The sequence below is a fragment of the Lysobacter ciconiae genome (assembly GCF_015209725.1).
GTDB lineage: Bacteria > Pseudomonadota > Gammaproteobacteria > Xanthomonadales > Xanthomonadaceae > Novilysobacter > Novilysobacter ciconiae.
The window spans coordinates 595,811-616,635 of sequence record NZ_CP063656.1; the positions used below are offsets into that span (position 1 = coordinate 595,811).

Consider the following 20,825-nt stretch of genomic DNA (forward strand, 5'->3'; position numbering starts at 1 on the left):
GCGATGATCGCAATCGACTGGGTCCTGATCGGGCTGGTCGGCGTCTCGGCCCTGTTCGGGATGATGCGCGGCCTGATCGGCGTGCTGGCGTCGCTGGCGGCCTGGATCCTTGCGGGCCTGGCGGCGTTCCAGTTCGGGGCGCAGGTCGCGCTGCTGCTGGCCGGCAGCGGCGAGCCGGGCGCCGGCCACCTGTTCGCGGGCTATGCGCTGGCCTTCATCGTGGTGATGATCGTGGTCGGCATCGCGGGCTGGATGCTGCGCACCCTGGTTCACTCGGTGGGATTGTCGGGCGTGGACCGGATGCTCGGTTTCGTCGTCGGCGTCGTGCGCGGCCTGGTGATCGCCTGCGCGCTGCTGTTGCTGATCGGATTGACCGAGCTGCCGCGCGAGCCGTCGTGGAAATCCTCGCGCGTGGTGCCGCTGCTGGTTCCGGGCGCCGAGCAGATGCGCGCCTGGCTTCCCGAGTGGGTCGCCGCGCAGGTGGACCTTCGCGGTGATGGCGACGGCCCGGCGCTGCTGTCGTCCGACACGCTGCCGCGCCTGCCACGCCCGGTCACGCCGCCTGCGGCCCCTGATGCGGGTGCGCAGGATGCGCCCGGGCCCGGGCCGGTCGAGCAGGAAGCGCCGTTGCCGACGCCGGTGCGGTCAGCGCCGTCGGGCGACGCGGACAAACAATCGGTACTACCGGCCGAACGCGGCTGAGACCTCTCCACGGCGGCGTCCGCGCGGTCGTTCTTTTTGCACCGCTCCAACCAACCAGGAATACCAGTCATGTGCGGCATCATCGGAATCGTCGGCCACCAGGACGTCGCGGCGCAGCTCTATGACGGACTGCTCGTCCTCCAGCACCGTGGCCAGGACGCCGCAGGCATCGCCACCGCCGACCGCCACCGCTTGCTGTTGCACAAGGGCAACGGTCTGGTCAGCGACGTGTTTGACGACGCCGCGATGCGGCGGATGGTCGGCCACGTCGGCATCGGCCATTGCCGCTACCCGACCGCCGGCAGCGAGGGCGACGACGAGGCCCAGCCGTTCTACGTCAACTCGCCCTACGGCATCGCGCTGGCCCACAACGGCAACCTGATCAACGCCGACGCGTTGCGCGAGGAGCTGTTCCAGCAGGACCGGCGCAACGTCAACACCGAGTCGGATTCCGAAGTGCTGTTGAACGTGTTCGCGCACGAAATGGCTGGACTGGAGCCGCTGTCAGCGGAGACCGCGTTCCGCGCCGTGAGCGGTGTGTACCGGCGCTGCGTGGGTGGCTACGCGGTGGTGGCCACGGTGCTGGGTCTGGGGCTGGTCGCATTCCGTGATCCCAACGGCATCCGCCCGCTGGTGCTGGGCAAGCGCAGCGGCGCGAGCGGTGACGAATACGCGGTGGCATCCGAATCGGTCGCCTTCGACCTGACCGGCTTCAAGCGCGTCCGCGACGTGCAGCCCGGTGAGGCGATCGTGATCACCAACGACGGCACCCTGCACGCGCGCCAGTGCGTCACGCCGGGCACGCATACGCCGTGCATCTTCGAGTACGTGTACTTCGCCCGGCCGGATTCGATGATCGATGACATCTCGGTGCACAAGGCGCGCATGCGGATGGGCCAGAAGCTCGGCGAGAAGATCCTGCGCCTGCGCCCGGACCACGACATCGATACGGTGATCCCGATTCCCGATTCATCGCGCGACGCGGCCCTGGAAGTGGCCAACGTGCTCGGCATCAAGTACCGCGAGGGCTTCATCAAGAACCGCTACGTCGGCCGCACCTTCATCATGCCGGGGCAGGAAATGCGGGCCAAATCGGTGCGCCGCAAGCTCAATCCGATTCCGCTGGAGTTCCGCAACCGGGTCGTGCTGCTGGTGGATGATTCGATCGTGCGCGGGACGACGTCGCGGCAAATCGTGCAGATGGCGCGCGAGGCCGGCGCGCGCAAGGTGTACCTGGCCTCGGCGGCGCCGCCGGTGCGCCATCCGAACATCTATGGTATCGACATGCCGAGCCGGGAGGAGCTGATCGCCCACCAGCGCGACGAGTCGGAAATCGAGAAGCTGCTGGGCTGCGACTGGCTGGTCTACCAGGACCTCACCGATCTGGAAGAGGCGGTGTCGGGGCCCAAGCAGCGACTGGAGCATTTCGATTCGTCGTGCTTCAACGGGGAATACGTGACGGGCGCGGCGGAGGAGTACTTCGAGCGCGTGCGGCGCTTGCGGTCGGATGAGGCCAAGGCGGATCGGCGGGCGCTTTAGTCGGTCGCTTGACTGGGCAGTTGGTTGTTGAGTGCGTGGGCGGGTTGGTTGGTTGTGTGATCCGGGATGTGGCTTGGAGGGTTCGCGCTGGCGACACCGGGACCCTGTTCCAAGTCGCTCCACGATATTCGCTTGGTTGGAACATGGTCCCGGTGTCGCCTCGGGGTTCGGCCGCCCCTACAGGGTCGGCGGGTTGCATTCCGGCGGTGGATTGCGGCACGGCGCAAGCACCGAGCGAACAGACTGTGAAGGGTGGGGAGGTTCATGGATCTTTTTGAGGCGGCCTGGGAATGCCTGGAGGCAGAGTCGCCGGACGCGAAGGTGGCGGCTACCATGCGCGCGGCTGCGGCGTTTTCCCGGGGGAACTGTCGATTCCGACCGATGCCCCGCCGCCGCGGCCGATCGGGATGCCGGGGCGGCCGTCGCGGCCGCGCCTGGTGCATCCGCGCGATCTGCCGCGGCGCGGGTTTGGCAGCGACGAGGGGCGGGCGGCGTTCATCCATGCCATCGCGCACATCGAGTTCAACGCCATCGACCTGGCCTGGGATGCGGTGTACCGGTTCCGGCGGCTGCCGGATCGGTTCTACGCCGACTGGGTGCAGGTGGCGGCCGATGAGGCGCGGCATTTCACGATGCTGCGTGGGCGACTGCAGCAGTTGGGGCGCGATTACGGGGACTTCGACGCGCACAACGGTCTGTGGGAGATGGCGCAGAAGACGGCCGGCGACGGGCTGGCGCGGATGGCGCTGGTGCCGCGCGTGCTGGAAGCGCGCGGGCTGGACGTGACGCCGGGAATGATCCAGCGCCTGAAGGGCTTGGGCGACACGCAGACGGTCGCGATCCTGGAAGTCATCCTGGAGGAGGAGGTCGCACATGTCGCTGCCGGATCGCGCTGGTTCCGCTGGTATTGCGAGCGCCGCGGCGTGGATCCGCCATCGACGTTCCGCGAGCTGCTGACCGGCTACGCGCGCGCGGTGCTGCACGGGCCGTTCAACGTCGAGGCGCGTACCCGGGCGGGTTTCGATGAGGAGGAGCTGGCGATGCTTGAGGCGGCGGTCACAGAACTGGCCGCGGGGCCGGCGTGACCAAAGCGGTCGGTTAAGCTCAGCGCTTCCAATCGGGAGGGCGTTGCCATGAATCATCTGCGTGCGTTGACGGTGTTGCTGTGCGGCCTCGCTGCCGGCACTGTCTTGCCGGGCTGCGACCCCGATACGTCCGCACCCGCATCATCTTCGACAGAGAACCGAAACGGGAGCGCACCGCCGGTATCCTCCGTGCCGCCCGAGGGCAATGCGGCCCCCGATGGCGACCGGACGGTCGGGTTCCATGCGCGCGGCAACGAGCCCTTCTGGTCGGTCGAGGTCGCCGGGGACAAGCTGCTCTACAACACGCCCGATACCCAGCCGGGCGTCGAACTGGCGGCGACGCGAACCGACACCGCGACCGACGTCGAGTTCCGCGGCGTCCATGACGGCAAGGAATTCGTGCTTATCATCACCCCAGGCCATTGCGAGGATTCGATGTCCGACCAGGACTACGATTACACGGCGAGCTTCAGCGACGGCGAGCGCCAGCTGACCGGCTGCGCCAGCGCCGAGGACTGACGCGCACGGGTTTTTTCGCCGCCCAGCCTCTCAGGCGAGCGCCTCGAGGCGGTGCCCCTGGGAGTCGACCCGCAGCACCGATCCCTGCTCGTACCAGTCGCCCAGCACGATGCGCTCGCGCGGGCGACCGTCCACGTCCAGCGCGTGCACTGCCGGCCGATGGGTATGTCCATGGATCAGCGTCTCGACGCCGAATTGCTGGAAGGCGGCGGCGACCGCGGCGGGCGCGACATCGGTAATCGTTTCCATCGTGCCTTGCGAGGCCAGGCCCGACTGGTGCGCCTTGCTGGCCTCGCGCGCCTGCTTGGCAAAAGCGATCCGCGCGGCCAGTGGCTGGGCCAGGAACTGCGCCTGCCACACGGGATCGCGGGTCTGGGCACGGAACTGCTGGTAAGCGACGTCATCGGTGCACAGCGTGTCGCCGTGCATCAGCAGCACCGGTTTGCCATACAGATCGACGACGGTGGGGTCGGGCAGGATCGCCATTCCCGCCCGATCGGCGAAAGCCTGACCCACCAGGAAATCCCGGTTGCCGTGCATGAACCAGACCGGCGTTCCGCCATCGGCGACCACGCGCAGGCGGTCGGCGACAAAAGTGGCGGTGGCGGAAGGGTCGTCATCGCCGATCCACGCCTCGAACAGGTCACCGAGGATGTAGAGCGCGTCCGCGCCGCGCGCTTCCGCGTCCAGGAAGCGCCCAAACAGCTCGGTAATGTGCGGGCGTTCCGCGTCCAGGTGCAGGTCGGAGATGAAGAGCGTCGTCATCGCGGCATTGTAGGCGCTGGGTGCGCATCCGCTGAACCACCCACCGCTCAGCCGCGGATCCACCAGCAGCCAAAGTGGCGTTGCAGTCCGAACACGGTGTTGGATGGACTGATCCCGTCGCCGGTCGACTGCTCGATGCGCAGGGCCACGGGTGTCTGGCTGATCGGGCGTTTTGCGTAGTACTCCTCGTCGCTGACCACGCCATCGACCGACTGCATCGTTTGCGGACCGACCTGCACGATGCCGGCCAGCGGCCGGTGGGCCACCGCATCCAGCCGACGCAGGATGGCCACGCTCTGGCCGCCGGACATGCCGGCCCAGTGGTAGACCCCGGCCAGCTGGTTGGTGTCCTGCTGGTTGATCGCGTTGGCGACGCGCAGGACCAGTTCGGGAAGATTGCGGGCGCAGCCAAAGCGCGGCGTTGCGCGGCGACGCTGGCCCGCCTGCCCGATAGAGAGATCGCCTGCCGGGGAAGGCGTCGCGCCGAGTTCGGAGCACGGACGATCGGTGTAGACCATGCCGCCGTCCGGCGCCTGGCAACGATAGATCGCGGCCTGGACAACGCGCGGTGCCACGCCGGCCGTGACCAGGAAACTGGCCAGAAGCGCGGCACGCAGCAGGTTGGTCGGGGCCGGGGACATCCGTGCAGGTTACTACCGCCCGGCGTCGCGGCGGGGCGATGGAAGGGCGCTTGGCGGGTTCCGGCGCATTGGTGGAGCAAATGAAATACAGCGTTGGCACAGGCGGCATGCTGCAGCGGCTGTTGTCGTTACATTGACGTGGATGCCACTGAATGACGACCACAAAGAGGGTGTGCCAATGAAGTTTGAAACGCTCGCGATACACGCGGGATACGAGATCGACCCGACCACCAAATCGGTGGCGGTACCGATCTACCAGACCACGTCCTACGCCTTCGACAGCACCCAGCACGCGGCCGACCTGTTCGACCTGAAGACGCCCGGCAACATCTACACCCGCATCATGAACCCGACCAACGCGGTGCTCGAGGAGCGCGTCGCGGCGCTGGAGGGCGGCGTGGGCGCGCTGGCGGTGGCGTCGGGCATGGCGGCGATCACCTATGCGATCCAGACCATCGCCCAGCAGGGCGACAACATTGTCTCGGTGAGCAAGTTGTACGGCGGAACCTACAACCTGTTCGCCCACACCTTCCCGCGCCAGGGGATCAGCGTACGGCTCGCCTCGCACGATGACATCGCCGGGCTGGAGGCGCTGATCGATGGGGACACCAAGGCGGTGTTCTGCGAGTCCATCGGCAATCCCGGCGGCGACATCGTCGATATCCGGGCGCTGGCCGATATGGCGCATCGCCACGGCATTCCGCTGATCGTCGACAACACGGTGGCGACCCCGGCCCTGTGCCGCCCGTTCGAGCACGGCGCCGACATCGTGGTGCACGCCCTGACCAAGTACATGGGCGGCCACGGGACAACGATTGCCGGAGCCATCGTGGACTCGGGCAAATTCCCGTGGGCCGAGCACAAGGCGCGCTTTCCGATGCTCAACGAGCCCGACCCGTCCTACCACGACGTGGTCTACACCGAAGCTTTCGGCCCCGCCGCGTTCATCGGCCGCTGCCGCGTGGTGCCGCTGCGCAATACCGGCGCGGCGTTGTCGCCGTTCAACGCATTTCTGGTGCTGCAGGGCATCGAGACGCTGGCGCTGCGCATGGAGCGCCACTGCGCCAACGCGCTGAAGGTCGCGCAGTTCCTGCAGGCGCACGACCACGTGGCCTGGGTGAAGTACGCCGGCTTGCCTGAGCATCCCGACCACGCGCTCGCGCAGAGCTATATGGGCGGCTGTCCGGCAGGCATCCTCACCTTCGGCATCAACGGCGGGGCCACGGCGGGGGCGCGCTTCATCGACGCGCTGCAGATGATCGTGCGCCTGGTCAACATCGGCGATGCGAAGTCGCTCGCCTGCCACCCGGCATCGACTACCCACCGTCAGCTCAATGCCGAGGAACTCGCCGCGGCCGGCGTCAGCGAGGACATGGTGCGGCTGTCGATCGGGCTGGAGCACATCGATGACATCCTCGCCGACCTCAGCCAGGCTTTGGAGGCCAGCCGGGGCTGAGGCGCGGTTGCCCGCTTACGCGAGCCGCGCCAGCACGGCCAGGGTCGGCCTGGCCAGGTTGAGCGTGTAGAAGTGCATGCCCGGGGCGCCGCCGTCGATCAGGCGCTGGCACAGCTGGGCCACCACGTCGGTACCGAACGCGCGCACGCTGGCCACATCATCGCCGTAGGCGAGCATGCGCTGCGTGACCCAACGCGGAATCTCGGCCCCGCACATCTCCGAGAACCGCCGCAGCTGGCTGAAATTGGCGATCGGCATGATGCCCGGCACGATCGGGATATCCACTCCCGCCGCGCGCACGTCGTCGACGAAGCGGAAATAGGCGTCGGCGTTGTAGAAGTACTGGGTGATCGCGCCGTCGGCGCCGGCCTTCGCCTTGCCGATGAAATGCTTCAGGTCGGCGTGCGCGTCGCGGGCCTGCGGGTGCATCTCCGGGTAGGCCGCGACTTCGATGCGGAAATGATCGCCGGTCTCGTCGCGGATGAACTCGACCAGCTCGCTGGCGTAGCGCAGGTCACCGGGGCTGGCCATGCCCGAGGGCAGGTCGCCGCGCAGGGTCACCAGCCGCGTGGCGCCCATGGAAATGTAGCGCTGCAGTTGCGCGCGGATCTCCTCGCGGCTGCCGCCCATGCAGCTGATGTGCGGGGCCGCCTCCAGGGCGTGGTGCCGCTGCAGGCGCTCGATCGTCTCCGGCGTGTGGCTCAGGGTCGAGCCGCCGGCGCCGAAGGTCACGCTGACGTAGTCGGGGACGGCCGACTTCAGCCGGGCCGCGGTGCGGTCCAGCTGCTTGCGCTGCTCGTCGGTCTTGGGCGGGTAGAACTCGAAACTGGTCGCGGTCGCGGTCATGCGGATGCTGCGGCGTGGGGTAGGCGGGAAATATATCGCTCTATCGTGATGGATGTAAATGCAAGCGGGTTTCCGGGCCGATTGCGCGGGCCGTTCCCGCCGGGCGCCCTCAAACGCCGTCTGCAGCCGATTGTGGCCGTTGGTCACCCGGCGCAACACGGCGGTGGTGGATGCGGCGATGCTTCCATCACGACAACAAGGAGCCGCAGCGATGAATCAGCCAGCCCATTCCCTCACCCGTTTCCCAAAGCGCACCCCGGCCGCCGTGGCCGCGGCGATTCTTGCTGTGGCCTCGCTCACCGCCACCGCAGCGCCGCTGGATCACCACGGCATCAGCGTCGAGGTGGTCGGCGAAGGCACGCCGGTGCTGATGATTCCCGGCCTCAACAGTGGCGCGGACACGTGGCGCGAGACCTGCCATTCATTGCGCCAGCCGGCCGCTGATGGCGCCAGCGCCATGCCGATCCAATGCCACCTGGTCCAGTTGCCGGGCTTCGCCGGCCTGGCGCCGGTGGAGGGCGAGGACTTCCTTCCGGTGATGCGCGACGGGTTGCTGGACTACGTCGTCGAGCACGACCTGCAGGGGCTGACGGTGATCGGCCACAGCCTGGGCGGAACGCTGGCCCTGCAGATGGCGATCAAGCAACCCGACGCGGTGGCCAGGCTGGTAATCGTCGACAGCCTGCCGTATTTCGCCGCCGCGCAGAATCCGGCCGCGACCGTGGCAACGACCAGACCGATGGCCGAGCAGATGCGCGCCGGTATGCTGGCGCTGGATGAGACGATGTACTTCGCCCAGGCCGAGGCTTCGCTGCTGGGCATGACCCGGGCGCCGGAGCGGGTCGAGACGCTGAAGAAGTGGGGACGCGACAGCGACCGTGCGACCACCGCCCAGGCCATGTATGAGCTCATGACAACCGACCTGCGTGGTGAGCTCGGTGCCATCCGCGTGCCGACCCTGGTGCTGGGCAGCTGGGCAGCCTACAAACCCTACGGCGCGACCATCGAATCGACGCGGAAGATCTTTGCCGACCAGTACGCCAGGTTGCCGAGCGCACGCATCGAGATGAGCCGGGGCGGCTACCACTTCCTGATGTGGGACGATCCGCAGTGGGTGCAGGCGCAGATACGCGGGTTTGTCTCGCCCTCGACCCCTTGATGCACCGAGGTGCGGGCGGTCCGCGCCGCCCGGCCTGAACGTGGACAACGCCGTGGAAGATGCCTTGCCAACCCGCCGCTTCTGGATGCTCAACGCGCTCGCGTGGAGCGCCTACGTTGCATTGAGCCTGGGCATGGCCGCCGCGTTCTCGGCGATGTCGCCGGCGATGGTGCTGATCAGCGTATCGCTGGGCGTGCTGCTCTGGCTGGTCAGCGGCGCGATTCGCGCCCGGGCCGCGCGCTTGGGGTGGTGGGAGCGCGGCTTATGGGTATTGGCGACGCGGCTGCTGGCGTCGGTGGTGATCGGGACGACGCTGGCGCAACTGGCGCTGGCGGCGATTCTGGTTCCCACGATCCTCCTGGGTTGGGTCGAGGTCGCCGGCGGCCTGTCGGCCTATCGCCCCGCCGCGACGCTGATGTACTGGACCAATACCGCGGTCGTGCTGGCGCTGTGGACCGGCCTCTGGGCCGGTGCCCATTCGGTGCGCCAGGCGCGCCGGAGCGAGCTGGCGCGACTGCGCGCGGAGGCGCGCCACCATCTGCTGGAACGCGATGCGCTCAAGGCTCGGCTCAATCCGCATTTCGTCTTCAACGCGCTCAACAACCTGCGCGCGCTGATCAACGAGGACCCGGCGCGTGCGCGCGAACTGGTCACCCGGCTGTCGAATACCCTGCGCCATGCGCTGGAGCATTCCGGCGACACCGAGGCCACTGTCGCGCGCGAGCTCGAAGTGGTGGAGGACTATCTGGCGGTGGAGGCGGTCCACTATGAGGACCGGCTGCGCGTCGTGCGCCAGGTGCCGCCTGACACCCTGCAGGCCACACTGCCGGCGATGGCGCTGCAGCTGCTGGTGGAAAACGCGATCAAGCACGGCATCGCCGTCATTCCCGGTGGCGGCGAAATCACCATCGCCCTGCATCGCGCGGGACCGGCGCTGCACGTCACTGTCACCAATCCGGTCCCGCTGACCCGCGCCGCACCCGGCCACGGCGTCGGGCTGGCCTACCTGCAGGCGCAACTCGGTGCAGGCACCGTCGACCTGCAACACAAGGGAGACACCATGGTCGCCAGCCTCGTGGTCCCGCAATGAGCGGGCCGTTGCGGGTGCTCATCGTGGAGGATGCGCGGCTGGCGAGGCGCGAGCTGCGTACCTTGCTGGCCGAGTCTGCGGACGTCGAGTGCGTGGGCGAGGCCGAGGACGTTCCCGCCGCCCGCGAGGCGATCGCGCGTTTGCACCCCGACCTGATCCTGCTTGATATCCAGCTGCCCTCGGGCAGTGGCTTTGACGTGCTCGACGGCCTGGACCCGCTGCCGGCGGTGGTGTTCGTCACCGCCTACGACCAGTACGCGGTGCAGGCCTTTGAAGCCAATGCGCTCGACTACCTGCTCAAGCCGGTCGCGGCGGCCCGCCTGGCGACCGCGTTAGACAAGGCCCGCGCCCAGATGGCCGAGCAGGACACGGCACGCGCGCCCGGGCGACGCGGCACGGACCTGCTGGCGGCCCACGACCAGGTGTTCCTGCGTGACGGCGAGCGCTGCTGGTTTGTCGCCCTGGGCGAAATCCGCCGGATCGTGGTCGACGGCAACTACGCCCGGGTCTGGTTCCGCGACCAGGACGCCCTGCTGGCGCGCAGCCTCAGCGGGCTTGAAGCGCGCATGCAGCCCGGCCTGTTCTTCCGCGCCAACCGCAACACCCTGGTCAACCTGAGGATGGTCCGCACGGTGGAGCCGTCGGTCGCCGACGGCTATGACCTCGGCATGGACGATGGCAGCCAGGTGGAGGTGTCGCGGCGGCAGGCGCGGGAATTGCGCGAGCGGCTGGCGCTCTAGGCGCCGCGCTCCCGCTGATCGTCAGCGCGCCGGGTTGCCGCGCTGGAGCCGGCCGGAAACCGCAGGCGTTCCTCTGCAACCGCCCTGTGCAGCCGCTACCCTTGCCGGGTCTCCCGCCAACCCGTGTCGCGCATGTCCATCGTCCTGACCCCGTTTGCCGTCACCCGGCTGTTCCCGCGCACCCCGCGCGGCAACACCATCCAGGACTGCACGCCAGCGCAGTTCGAGCGCCACCTCAACGAGCACGAGCCGCTCAGGATCCTTGAGGGCTACGCGCCTTTCTGCAAGCTGCACGTGCACCGCAACTGGACGTCCACCCGCTGCCTGACCGCGCCGATCACCCAGGACAACCGCCATCTGCTGCGGTCGGCGTACGAGGCGCGATCGCGCAAGGAACTGCCGGTGCTGGTGCGCTGGTTCGAGGGCCTCGAGGCGCCGGTGGCGGAGTACCTGGTGGTGATCCTCTACAGCCGCGATCAGCTGGCGAAAGAAGGCACCGCGGTGGACGCGGACTGGGGAGTGGTCGGTTGCCTGTACACGATGACGCCGGAGGAAATCCCGATGGCGCCGATCACCATGCTGCGCAACGCGCTGGGCGTGGAGGAGGGTGGCTCGGGCGTGCCTCTGGACCGCGAGGCGTACCGGCTGGCGGTGGAGTTCTGGGACAACAACGCCAACTGGCGGCCGTGACGTCAACGCGCGGCGGCGGCAACAAAAAAACGGGCGCCGTGGGGCGCCCGTCTTGCATGCAGTTCCGACCGATCCGGAACGATCAGTAGCGGTAGTGATCGGACTTGTACGGACCTTCCACCGGTACGCCCAGGTAGGCGGACTGCTCCGCGCTCAGCGTCGTCAGCTTCACGCCGATCTTCTCCAGGTGCAGGCGGGCCACTTCCTCGTCCAGGTGCTTGGGCAGGATGTAGACCTTCTTCTCGTAGCTGTCCTTCTTTTCCCACAGGTCGATCTGGGCCAGGGTCTGGTTGGAGAACGAGTTGGACATCACGAAGCTCGGATGCCCGGTCGCGCAACCCAGGTTGACCAGGCGGCCCTCGGCGAGCAGGAAGATCGCGCGGCCGTCGGCGAACACGAACTTGTCCACCTGCGGCTTGATGTTGATCTGCTCGACATCCTTGAGGCCCTTGAGCGCGTCAACCTGGATCTCGTTGTCGAAGTGGCCGATGTTGCAGACGATGGCCTGGTCCTTCATGTTCTGCAGGTGCTCGACGGTGAGCACGTCCTTGTTGCCGGTGGTGGTCACGTAGATGTCGCCGCGGCCCAGGGTGTCTTCCACCGTGGTGACCTCGAAGCCTTCCATCGCCGCCTGCAGCGCGCAGATCGGATCGATCTCGGTGACGATGACGCGGGAGCCGTAGGCCCGCAACGACGCCGCGCAACCCTTGCCAACGTCGCCATAGCCACAGACCACGGCGACCTTGCCGGCCAGCATCACGTCCATCGCGCGCTTGAGGCCGTCGGCCAGCGATTCGCGGCAGCCGTAGAGGTTGTCGAACTTGGACTTGGTGACCGAGTCATTGACGTTGATCGCAGGAACCAGCAGTGAGCCGGCTTCGGCCAGCTGGTACAGGCGCAGGACGCCGGTGGTGGTTTCCTCCGACACGCCCCTCCAGTCCTTGACCACGGTGTGCCAGAAGCCCGGGCGCTCGATGGCGACGCGCTTGAGCAGATTCTTGATCACCTGCTCCTCGTGCGAGGCGGCCTTCTCATCGACCCACGTGGAGCCGTTTTCCAGCTCGTAGCCCTTGTGGATCAGCAGGGTCACGTCGCCGCCGTCGTCCACCACCAGCTGCGGCCCCAGAAATTTCTCTTTACCGTCAGCGCCCTTGCCGTCGGGGAAGCTCAGCGCGGCCAGGGTGCAGTCCCAGTACTCCTCCAGCGTCTCGCCCTTCCAGGCGAACACCGGGGTGCCGGACGCAGCGATCGCGGCGGCGGCATGGTCCTGGGTGGAGAAGATGTTGCACGAGGCCCAGCGCACGTCGGCGCCGATGTCCCTCAGGGTCTCGATCAGCACGGCGGTCTGCACGGTCATGTGCAGCGAGCCGGTCACGCGCACGCCCTTGAGCGGCTTGTCGCCGGCGTGCTTGGCGCGGATGGACATCAGGCCGGGCATCTCGTGCTCGGCGATGTCGAATTCCTTGCGGCCCCAGTCGGCCAGGTTGATGTCGGCAACCTTGTAGTCGCCTTCCGTGGAGAAGGTGCGGGTGGTGTCTTTCATGGTCCAGCTCCGGTTCGAATCCCGCGGCACCGGTGCGGTGCGTCAAGCGGGGAGGGTGGTCGCAACCGGGCGCCGTTGTAACGGACAGAAACCACGGATGGTCTCGATCGATCCTGCCAAGCCTGGCCGTCCTGATACGACGGTCGCAGCGCCCCTCGGCGGACCGCGCCATTGTAACGGCTTGTGACGAGGCTGGAACCGGGCGGCGGCGCATCGGGACTTCCTTCACTGGCCGGCCCTCAGCAACTGTGGGAGCTTGGCCGCCTCCGCCAAAGCCCCGGCCCCCCATCCGCCGCGCCGGGGCACCACGATCGGATTCCACCTCCACCTCCCGGGATTTTCATGACCAAACCCACGCGGCGCTCCTCCGCCATCGGCCTGTTGGCCGCCCTGCTGCCATTCGCACTGCTCACCCCGGCGCTGGCCCAGACCGCCTCGCTTGACGACCAGGCCGGCTACCAGCTGCCGGTGGACACCTTGCAGGCGCTGGTCGACGCGCCGCGCCAGCCGCAGGTCCGGCTGAGCCCGAACCGCGACTTTGCGACCTTGCTCGAGACCCCGGCGCTGCCGGGCATCGACGTGGTCGCGCAACCCGAGCTGAAGCTGGCCGGCACGCGGATCAACCCGCGCACCTATGCCAGCAGCGCATTCTCGTTCGGTTCGGACCTGCAGTTGCTCGACATCGCCAAGCGCCAGGAGCTGCCGGTCACCGGCCTGCCCGCGGACCTGAAGCTGGCGGCCCTCTCATGGGCGCCGGACCAAAAGCACATCGCCTTTACCCACGTCGACAACGCCTCCGGCCATGTCGAGTTGTGGCTCGTCGAGGTCGCCTCGCGCAAGGCGCACCGCCTGCTGCAACAACCCTTGAACGCGGTGGCCGGGACCGGTTTCGACTGGCTGCCCGACAGCCGCGGCCTGCTGGTGACGCTGCGCCCGCACGGCCAGGGAGCCGCGCCCAACGCCGACGGCGTCCCCGCCGGCCCCAGCATCCAGCAAACCGATCAGGGCGCCGCGGTGCGCTCGATCCGCACCTACCAGGACCTGCTGAATAACGAGCAGGACGCGGCGATCTTCGCCCACTACCTGACCAGCCAGCTCGCACGCGTGGACCTCGCCGGCAAGCTCACGTTGCTCGGCAAGCCCGACCTGCTCATCGGCGCATCGCCGTCGCCCGACGGCAGGCACCTGCTGGTGCAGACGGTGGAGCGTCCGTTCTCCTACCTGGTGCCGTTCTCGCGTTTCCCGCGCCGCATCGAAGTGCTCGACCGCGACGGAAAGCGACTTCATACCGTCGCCCGGCTGCCACTGGTGGAAGGACTGCCGACCGGCAACGACGCGGTCGCCACCGGCGTGCGCCGCATCTCCTGGCGCAGTGATGCGCCCGCCACCCTGGTCTGGGCCGAAGCCCAGGATGGCGGTGACCCGGCGCGCGACGCGGACGTGCGTGACGTCGTGTTCGCCCACTCCGCCCCATTCAGTGGCAAGCCGGTGGAACTGGCACGCCTCGGACTGCGCTATGCGGGCGCCACCTGGGGTCGCGACGACCTCGCGCTGGTCGACGAGTTCTGGTGGAAGACCCGCCAGACCCGGCAGTGGCGCATCGCCCCGGGACAGCCCGCGCAGGCGCCGGAGCTGATCTTCGATCGCTCCTACGAGGACCGCTACAACGACCCGGGTACCCCGGTGACGCGTCCCGACGACGCGGGGAACCAGCGCCTGGTGGTGTCCAGCGATGGCGGCAGCATCTTCCTGATGGGCGCCGGTGCCTCGGACGAGGGTGACCGGCCGTTCCTTGACCGCTTCAGTCTCGCCGACAAGCAGGCCACGCGCCTGTTCCACTCGCAGGCGCCGTGGTACGAGGCCCCGGTGGCGATGCTGGATGACGACGGCAAACGCATCCTCAGCTCGCGCGAGTCGCCCAAACAGCCGGCCAACATCTACCTGCGCGAGCTGGGCGACGCGGACGCTGCGCCGGTCGCGCTGACCGACTTCCCGCATCCCACCCCGCAACTGCGCGACGTGCAGAAGGAGCAGATCCGCTACCAGCGCAAGGACGGCGTCGAGCTGACCGCCAACCTGTACCTGCCGCCGGGTTACGACGCCAAGCGCGACGGCCCGCTGCCAACCCTGCTGTGGGCCTACCCGCGCGAGTTCAAGTCCGCCGATGCGGCCAGCCAGGTGACCGGCTCGCCCTACCGCTTCAACGCGATCAGCTACTGGGGACCGCTGCCTTTCCTGACCCGCGGCTACGCGGTGATGGACGGGCCGACCATGCCGATCGTCGGCGAGGGCGACCGCGAGCCCAACGACACCTACCTGGAGCAACTGGTGGCCGGCGCCCAGGCGGCGGTGGACGAAGTCGTCCGCCGCGGCGTGGCCGACCGCAACCGGATGGCCATTGGCGGCCATTCCTACGGTGCCTTCATGACCGCCAACCTGCTGGCGCATACCCGTCTGTTCAAGGCCGGCATCGCCCGCAGCGGCGCCTACAACCGCAGCCTGACGCCGTTTGGTTTCCAGGCCGAGGAGCGCAACTACTGGCAGGCGCAGGACACCTACATGCAGATGTCTCCGTTCAACTACGCGCACCAGATCAAGGACGCGCTGCTGATCATCCACGGCGTGGACGACAACAACTCGGGCACCTTCCCGGTCCAGAGCGAGCGCCTGTTCGCGGCGATGAAGGGCCTGGGCGGCAATGCGCGGCTGGTGATGCTGCCCAACGAGTCGCACGGTTACCGCGCGCGTGAGTCGATCATGCACATGCTGGCCGAAGAGGATGCGTGGTTGGAGAAGTACGTGAAGCGCGCGGGCGATGCCGAGGTGCGTGCGACGCCGTAGGTCTCATGCCGCGACCTTCGCATGGGAGCCGTGGAGGACATCGGAGGCGGGCGTGGATGCCCTTGGGCGTGAATGTCCCCCGGCACCGGTGAAGCCGGTGCCTCCTCCTTTATTTCACACCCAAGGGCATCCACACCCGCTCCATCCAGCGTGGCGGTGGGTGCTGCAAACAAAAAACCGACTGCCGTGTTCCGACAGCGCGCCGCCGTGACCCGAATGCGTGGCCTGCAGGCCTTCGGGGCGAAGTAAAGGAGGAGGCCTCCGCCGCAGGCGGGGGCCGGGGGACATTCGCCCGGAAGGCCTGCAGGTCGCGCCCCCGGCCGACGACTTTTTTTGGCCCCGGCCCCCCGCAGCGTTACCAATCGGTCGGTTTGTAGTCCTTCAAAAACTGGCCCCACACATGGGTGCCTGTGTTGAAGCCGTCGATGATCGGATCCACGATCCGCGCCGCGCCGTCGATGATGTCCAGCGGCGGGTGGAAGCGCTCTTCCAGCGTTTTGCGTGCCGCCAGCTCGGCCGGATCCTCGTCGGTCACCCAGCCGGTGTCGACGCTGTTCATGTGGATGCCGTCGCCGTGGTAATCGGCGGCCGAGGTGCGCGTCATCATGTTCAGCGCGGCCTTGGCCATGTTGGTGTGGGGGTGCCGGGTCGTCTTGAAGTTCCGGTAGAACTGGCCCTCCACCGCCGAGACGTTGACGATGTGCCTGTCGCGGGTCGGTTCCTCGCCGTCGACCGTGCGCAGCATCAGCGGCTTGAGCCGGGCGTTGATCAGGAACGGGGCGATGGCGTTGACCAGCTGGACTTCCAGCAACTCCACCGAGGGCACTTCGTGCATCTGCAGACGCCAGGAATTGCGTCCGCGCAGGTCCACCTGTTGCAGGTCCTGGTCCAGCCGGCCTTCCGGGAACAGGTGTTTCTGGCCCAGCAGTTCCTCGGCCAGCAGCGGCACCTGGGAGAGCTCAGCGGCACGCACGAGCCCGGCCATCTGGCTGCCGGTGTTTGCCATTTCCCCGCGTGCCGCCGCGGCCTGCACCGACGCGGTGGCCTCGCCGAGCAGGTCCTGGCTGCGCAGGCCCTCGTATCCGCCGATCAGCTGGCGCACCGCCTCGGGCGTATCGCGCAGCGCAGCGGTCTCGCCGGCCATCATGTGGGCGTAGAACTCCGGCGGACGGCGCACCGTCTGGCAGGCGTTGTTGATGATGAAGTCCAGCCGCGGCCGCGTCGCCACCAGCTCGGAACAGAAGGCTTCCACGCTGGGCGTATGGCGCAGGTCCAGGCCGAAGATCTCCAGCCGGTCCGACCACTGGCCAAAGTCCGGCTCCTGGGCGTAGCGTGCGGCCGAGTCGCGCGGGAAGCGGGTCGTCACGATCAAGCCGGCGCCGGCGCGCAGCAGTTTCAGGCCGGCCTGGTAGCCGATCTTGACCCGGCCACCGGTCAGCAGGGCGACCCGGCCGCTCAGGTCCGCCAGCTCGGTGCGTTTGTGGAAGTTGAACGCCGCGCACTCGGGGCACAGCTGGTCGTAGAAGTGGTGCACGCGCGTGTATTTCTGCTTGCACACGTAGCAGTGCAGCAACTCGGGGGATTCCGTGCCGGCGGCGGCATCTGTTTGCGGCTGACCTTCCGGGCCGTGCGGCGGGAAGTAGTTCAGCGCCGTGAATACGGGCTTGCGGCGCAGGGCGCGGATGCCGGTCTGGTTCAGGACCTCGTCCGCGCGGCGGATGTTCTCGGCGTTGCGCTCGCGCTCCTGCGCCTTGAGCTTCTGCCGGCGCTGTCCAGGCTCGGGGTGATAGACCCTCGCCACTGCCTGGTGCAATCGGGAGCGGGCCGCTTTGGGCAGTTCGTCCAGCAGCGTGCGGTCGGCGGCCACCGCCTCGAGCAACTCCACTGCAACCTGCAGGCGCTCGGGCAGGGCGGTCGGTTGGGCGCTGTCGGTGGCAAGCGGCGGGGGTGGCAGGGTGGAGTCGGTGCTGGACAAGATGATGGCTTTGATCGGGGCAAGACCACCAGTTTACCGGCCGCCGGCACGGGCGGCCCCCATGGATCACCCATTGCCGCGTCGAGCCCCCGCAGCGACGCCGCGGGCACCCGGCTCAGTCGATGCCCAGCTTCTTCAGCTTGTAGCGCAGCGCGCGGAAGGTGATGCCCAGCGACGCGGCGGTGCGGGTCTTGTTGTAGCGGTTTTCCTGCAGGGCGTGCTGGATGGCGGCGCGTTCGATTTCCTCGATGTAGGAGGGCAACGCGCTGGTCGCGGTGTCCCGGGGGTCGATGGTGCGCGGGTCGATGCCCGCCGCCGCCGCCGCGGCCTGCGGCGTCTGCTCGCCGCGCGCCAGGGGCTGCAACGGTGCAACGCCGGGTTCGCGTGGCGCCTGATGCGCCGGGGCGTGTGCGGTGACCGTCTGCGGCAGGTGCAGGTCATGCATTTCGAGCTGATCGCCGTCGGCCATTGCCATCGCGCGTTCCAGGATGTTCTCCAGCTCGCGCACATTGCCCGGGAAGCTGTACCGGCCCAGTGCGTCCATCGCCTCGGCCGAAAGCGCCGGCGGCTCGCGGCCCAGGTCGGCAGCCAGGCGCTGGACGATCTTCGCGCACAGGCCCGGCAGGTCGGCCAGACGCTCGCGCAACGGCGGCACGCGCAGCTCGATCACATTGATGCGGTAGTAGAGGTCCTGGCGGAAGCGGCCATCGGCGACCATGCCGGCCAGGTCCTTGTGCGTGGCCGAGAGGATGCGTACATCCACCATCACCTCGGCGTTGGCTCCCACCGGTTTCACCGATTTTTCCTGGATCGCGCGCAGCAGCTTGACCTGCATCGGCAGCGGCAGTTCGGCGACTTCGTCCAGGAACAGGGTGCCGCCGTCGGCGCTGTGGAACAGGCCGGGCTTGTCGGCATGGGCGCCGGTGAAGCTGCCCTTCTTGTGGCCGAAGAACTCGCTTTCCATCAGCTCATTGGGGATCGCGCCGCAGTTGACCGGCACGAACGGGCCCGCGCCGCGGCTGCCTTCAGCGTGGATGGTGCGGGCGACCAGCTCCTTGCCGACACCCGACTCGCCGGCGATGTACACCGGGGCCTGGCTCCGCGCGACCTTGGTGATGGTCTCGCGCAGTTGCTGCATCGCGGGCGATTCGCCATACAGGCGGGTGGCGACGTTTTCCGGGTTGGCCCGTACCGCCGGCTTCTCCTTGAGGTCCAGCGCATGGCGGACGAGGTCGCGCAACACCGACAGCTCGACCGGCTTGGCGACGAAATCGAACGCGCCCGCCTTGAGCGCCTCCACCGCGGCGTCCACATTGCCGAAGGCGGTGATCATCGCGACCGGCGTGTCAGGGAACTGCTCGGAAATCTCCGCGATCAGGTCAATGCCGGAGCCGTCGGGCAGGCGCATGTCGGTCAGGCACAGGTCGTAACGGTTGCGGGCCAGGTGCGCGCGGGCATCGCCCAGGCTGGATGCGGTATCGCAGCGCAGTCCCATGCGGCCCAGGGTCATTACCAGCAACTCGCGGATATCGCGCTCGTCATCGACTATCAAAGCGCTGCGTGTCTCAGCCATCCCGTCCTCCGATCATGAAGGCTAGCTTAAGCGATCACGACGCAGGGAGGCAGTGGCCGACAAGCGGATGCGGAAACAGCTGCCCCCGGCGGGCAGGGCGATGAAGTCCAGCGAGGCCTGGTTGGCACGGATGAGTTCGCGCGCGATGTACAGGCCCAGCCCGGTGCCGTGGCCGGAGGTGGTGAAGAACGGCTGGAACAGCTGTTGGGCGACGCGCTCGGGAATTCCCGGCCCGCGGTCGATGACATCGATGAGCGGATGCCGGCGCTCGTCGTGGTGGATGTGGACGGTCACCCGCGCGGGTTCGCCGGGCATGCGCCCGTAGGTCAGCGCGTTGTGCACCAGCACGGTGAGAACCTGCAGGAGGTGGCGCGGGTCGACCAGCGCCTGCACCTCCGGGCGTTCCGCGGTTGCCACCAAGGTGTCGTTTTCCAGCGGATGGCCGGCCCGGTACTCGTTGACGAAGCGGTTCACCAGCGTCACCAGGTCCACGTAGTCCGGCGCGGCGGGCTCGCGCCGGGCCAGTCCGAGCACGTTCTCGACGATGCCGTTCATGCGCTGGCCCTGCTGGCGGATGATCTCCAGCAGGCGGCGGTCGGAGACCGCGATCTGGTCGGACTCCTCCAGCAGTTGCACGGCGTAGTTGATCGCCGCCAGCGGGTTGCGGATCTCGTGCGCGAGGCTGGCCGAGAACCGGCCCAGCGTGGCCAGGGTCATCGATTCGGCGCGGCGCGACAGCATCGAGGTGTCGTCCAGGAACACCAGGGTCTGGTCGCTGCCGGCGAGCAGGCGGGTGAAGCGTGGGATCACGTCGTTCTGGTCGGTCGCCACCTGCAGCGGCGCGTCGTCCACCACGCCCGACTCGCGCCACTGGGCCAGGCGCCGCGAGAGTTCCGGCAGCGCCAGGGCCAGGTCGCGATGGCCGTCGCCGGCGTCACCCAGCAGTAGCAGGGCGGCCTCGTTGGCCAGCTGCACGCGGTTGTGCCCATCCACCAGCAGAACGCCGGTGCGCAGGCGGCGGATGATCAGCTCGTTGACCTCGGTCAGGTGGGCGGTCTGGACGCCGCGCGTCTCGGCCAACTCGTAGCTGTCACGCATCTGCCGGCCCAGGATGCTGGTGATGGTGGCGACGGCGAGGTAGCCCACCGAGAACATCAGCGGCTCGGTGATCGCGCGCTCGCTTTCATCCAGCAACGTCGCCCAGAAGTGCTCACCGACAATCCCGGCGACGGCCACCATCGCCGCGCCCAGCCCCAGCCGAGGCGGCAGCAGCAGCGCCGCGGCGCCGATGTTGAACATCAGCATGAGCGCGATGCCGGTGCCGGCGACCGGAATGGCATGGATGGCCAGGATGCCGAACAGCAGGTCGCAGCAGATGCCCATGAGCGCCTGACCGCGCAGCTCGCCGCGACGGCCGAACGCAAACAGGACGGCGCCCAGGAATAGGTAGGACAGCGCGACCACCCGCGCGAGCAGGTCGTGTCGCGGCGCCTCCAGCATGTCCGCCGCCGGCCCGAACAGGACCAGCACCAGCAGCGAGCCTTCCAGCAGCCGGTACAGGGTGAAGAAGTAGAGTTCGCGGCGCAGGGCGCTGTCGGCGTCGTCGTTGGGCGGGACGGCGAGGGCTCGCGGCACGCGGTTCATCCTTGGGCAGTGGGAGG

16 protein-coding genes, 1 pseudogene and 1 riboswitch are annotated in these 20,825 nt (G+C 68.1%); of the genes and pseudogenes, 10 read left to right on the plus strand and 7 right to left on the minus strand.

Going from position 1 to position 20,825, the window contains the following annotated elements; translation table 11 throughout:
• Positions 1-3: 3 nt before the first annotated feature.
• The 4 genes and pseudogenes from INQ41_RS02725 to INQ41_RS02740 all read left to right on the plus strand — a co-directional run bounded on the left by INQ41_RS02725 (position 4) and on the right by INQ41_RS02740 (position 3,845).
• Positions 4-702 carry a CvpA family protein gene (locus INQ41_RS02725; RefSeq protein ID WP_193986002.1) on the plus strand — a complete coding sequence of 233 codons (699 nt, stop codon included), beginning with the start codon at positions 4-6 and terminating at the stop codon, positions 700-702.
• Between the two features lie 69 nt (positions 703-771).
• On the plus strand, positions 772-2,241 hold the full coding sequence (gene purF, locus INQ41_RS02730; RefSeq protein WP_193986004.1) for an amidophosphoribosyltransferase: 1,470 nt from the start codon (positions 772-774) through the stop codon (positions 2,239-2,241).
• A gap of 264 nt (positions 2,242-2,505) precedes the next feature.
• Positions 2,506-3,326 (plus strand): annotated as a pseudogene (locus tag INQ41_RS02735) (ferritin-like domain-containing protein).
• Positions 3,327-3,374: 48 nt separating this feature from the next.
• A complete protein-coding gene (locus INQ41_RS02740) occupies positions 3,375-3,845 on the plus strand; it encodes a COG3650 family protein (RefSeq protein WP_193986006.1) in 471 nt (156 codons plus the stop codon).
• 30 nt (positions 3,846-3,875) lie between these two features.
• On the opposite strand, the gene lpxH is transcribed toward INQ41_RS02740, so the two are convergent.
• Complete coding sequence (lpxH, locus tag INQ41_RS02745) at positions 3,876-4,610, minus strand: UDP-2,3-diacylglucosamine diphosphatase (RefSeq protein ID WP_193986008.1); 735 nt, start codon at positions 4,608-4,610, stop codon at positions 3,876-3,878.
• Between the two features lie 47 nt (positions 4,611-4,657).
• Positions 4,658-5,251: a DUF4124 domain-containing protein gene (locus INQ41_RS02750; protein ID WP_193986010.1), complete on the minus strand. Its 594-nt coding sequence runs from the start codon at positions 5,249-5,251 to the stop codon at positions 4,658-4,660.
• Between the two features lie 178 nt (positions 5,252-5,429).
• On the opposite strand from INQ41_RS02750, the gene INQ41_RS02755 reads away from it, so the two are divergent.
• Complete coding sequence (locus tag INQ41_RS02755) at positions 5,430-6,707, plus strand: bifunctional O-acetylhomoserine aminocarboxypropyltransferase/cysteine synthase (protein WP_193986012.1); 1,278 nt, start codon at positions 5,430-5,432, stop codon at positions 6,705-6,707.
• Between the two features lie 15 nt (positions 6,708-6,722).
• Here the strand turns inward: INQ41_RS02755 and metF are convergent, their stop codons facing one another.
• A complete protein-coding gene (metF, locus tag INQ41_RS02760) occupies positions 6,723-7,553 on the minus strand; it encodes a methylenetetrahydrofolate reductase [NAD(P)H] (protein ID WP_193986014.1) in 831 nt (276 codons plus the stop codon).
• A 211-nt stretch (positions 7,554-7,764) separates the two neighbouring features.
• Here metF and INQ41_RS02765 point away from each other — a divergent pair, with 211 nt between their 5' ends.
• From INQ41_RS02765 to INQ41_RS02780, 4 genes are all read left to right on the plus strand, one after another.
• Positions 7,765-8,712 carry an alpha/beta fold hydrolase gene (locus tag INQ41_RS02765; protein WP_193986016.1) on the plus strand — a complete coding sequence of 316 codons (948 nt, stop codon included), beginning with the start codon at positions 7,765-7,767 and terminating at the stop codon, positions 8,710-8,712.
• A 52-nt stretch (positions 8,713-8,764) separates the two neighbouring features.
• The gene (locus INQ41_RS02770) at positions 8,765-9,802 is read left to right on the plus strand and encodes a sensor histidine kinase (RefSeq protein ID WP_407074260.1); all 1,038 of its coding nucleotides are present in this window, start codon (positions 8,765-8,767) and stop codon (positions 9,800-9,802) included.
• On the plus strand, positions 9,799-10,542 hold the full coding sequence (locus INQ41_RS02775) for a LytR/AlgR family response regulator transcription factor (RefSeq protein ID WP_193986018.1): 744 nt from the start codon (positions 9,799-9,801) through the stop codon (positions 10,540-10,542). Before INQ41_RS02770 ends, INQ41_RS02775 begins: the two co-directional genes overlap by 4 nt.
• Before the next feature lie 132 nt (positions 10,543-10,674).
• Complete coding sequence (locus tag INQ41_RS02780; protein ID WP_193986019.1) at positions 10,675-11,232, plus strand: DUF3228 family protein; 558 nt, start codon at positions 10,675-10,677, stop codon at positions 11,230-11,232.
• A gap of 82 nt (positions 11,233-11,314) precedes the next feature.
• On the opposite strand, the gene ahcY is transcribed toward INQ41_RS02780, so the two are convergent.
• Positions 11,315-12,775 carry an adenosylhomocysteinase gene (ahcY, locus tag INQ41_RS02785; protein WP_193986021.1) on the minus strand — a complete coding sequence of 487 codons (1,461 nt, stop codon included), beginning with the start codon at positions 12,773-12,775 and terminating at the stop codon, positions 11,315-11,317.
• Positions 12,776-12,835: 60 nt separating this feature from the next.
• Positions 12,836-12,938, minus strand: a riboswitch (S-adenosyl-L-homocysteine riboswitch).
• Positions 12,939-13,117: 179 nt separating this feature from the next.
• On the opposite strand from ahcY, the gene INQ41_RS02790 reads away from it, so the two are divergent.
• Positions 13,118-15,616 carry an alpha/beta hydrolase family protein gene (locus tag INQ41_RS02790; RefSeq protein WP_193986023.1) on the plus strand — a complete coding sequence of 833 codons (2,499 nt, stop codon included), beginning with the start codon at positions 13,118-13,120 and terminating at the stop codon, positions 15,614-15,616.
• A 355-nt stretch (positions 15,617-15,971) separates the two neighbouring features.
• Here INQ41_RS02790 and INQ41_RS02795 read toward each other — a convergent pair whose 3' ends face one another.
• The 3 genes from INQ41_RS02795 to INQ41_RS02805 all read right to left on the minus strand — a co-directional run bounded on the left by INQ41_RS02795 (position 15,972) and on the right by INQ41_RS02805 (position 20,799).
• Entirely contained in the window at positions 15,972-17,570 is a 1,599-nt protein-coding gene (locus tag INQ41_RS02795; RefSeq protein ID WP_193987175.1) for an SDR family NAD(P)-dependent oxidoreductase, read from the minus strand.
• Between the two features lie 136 nt (positions 17,571-17,706).
• Complete coding sequence (locus tag INQ41_RS02800) at positions 17,707-19,164, minus strand: sigma-54-dependent transcriptional regulator (RefSeq protein WP_193986025.1); 1,458 nt, start codon at positions 19,162-19,164, stop codon at positions 17,707-17,709.
• 21 nt (positions 19,165-19,185) lie between these two features.
• The gene (locus INQ41_RS02805) at positions 19,186-20,799 is read right to left on the minus strand and encodes a sensor histidine kinase (protein WP_228076679.1); all 1,614 of its coding nucleotides are present in this window, start codon (positions 20,797-20,799) and stop codon (positions 19,186-19,188) included.
• Positions 20,800-20,825 lie beyond the last annotated feature (26 nt).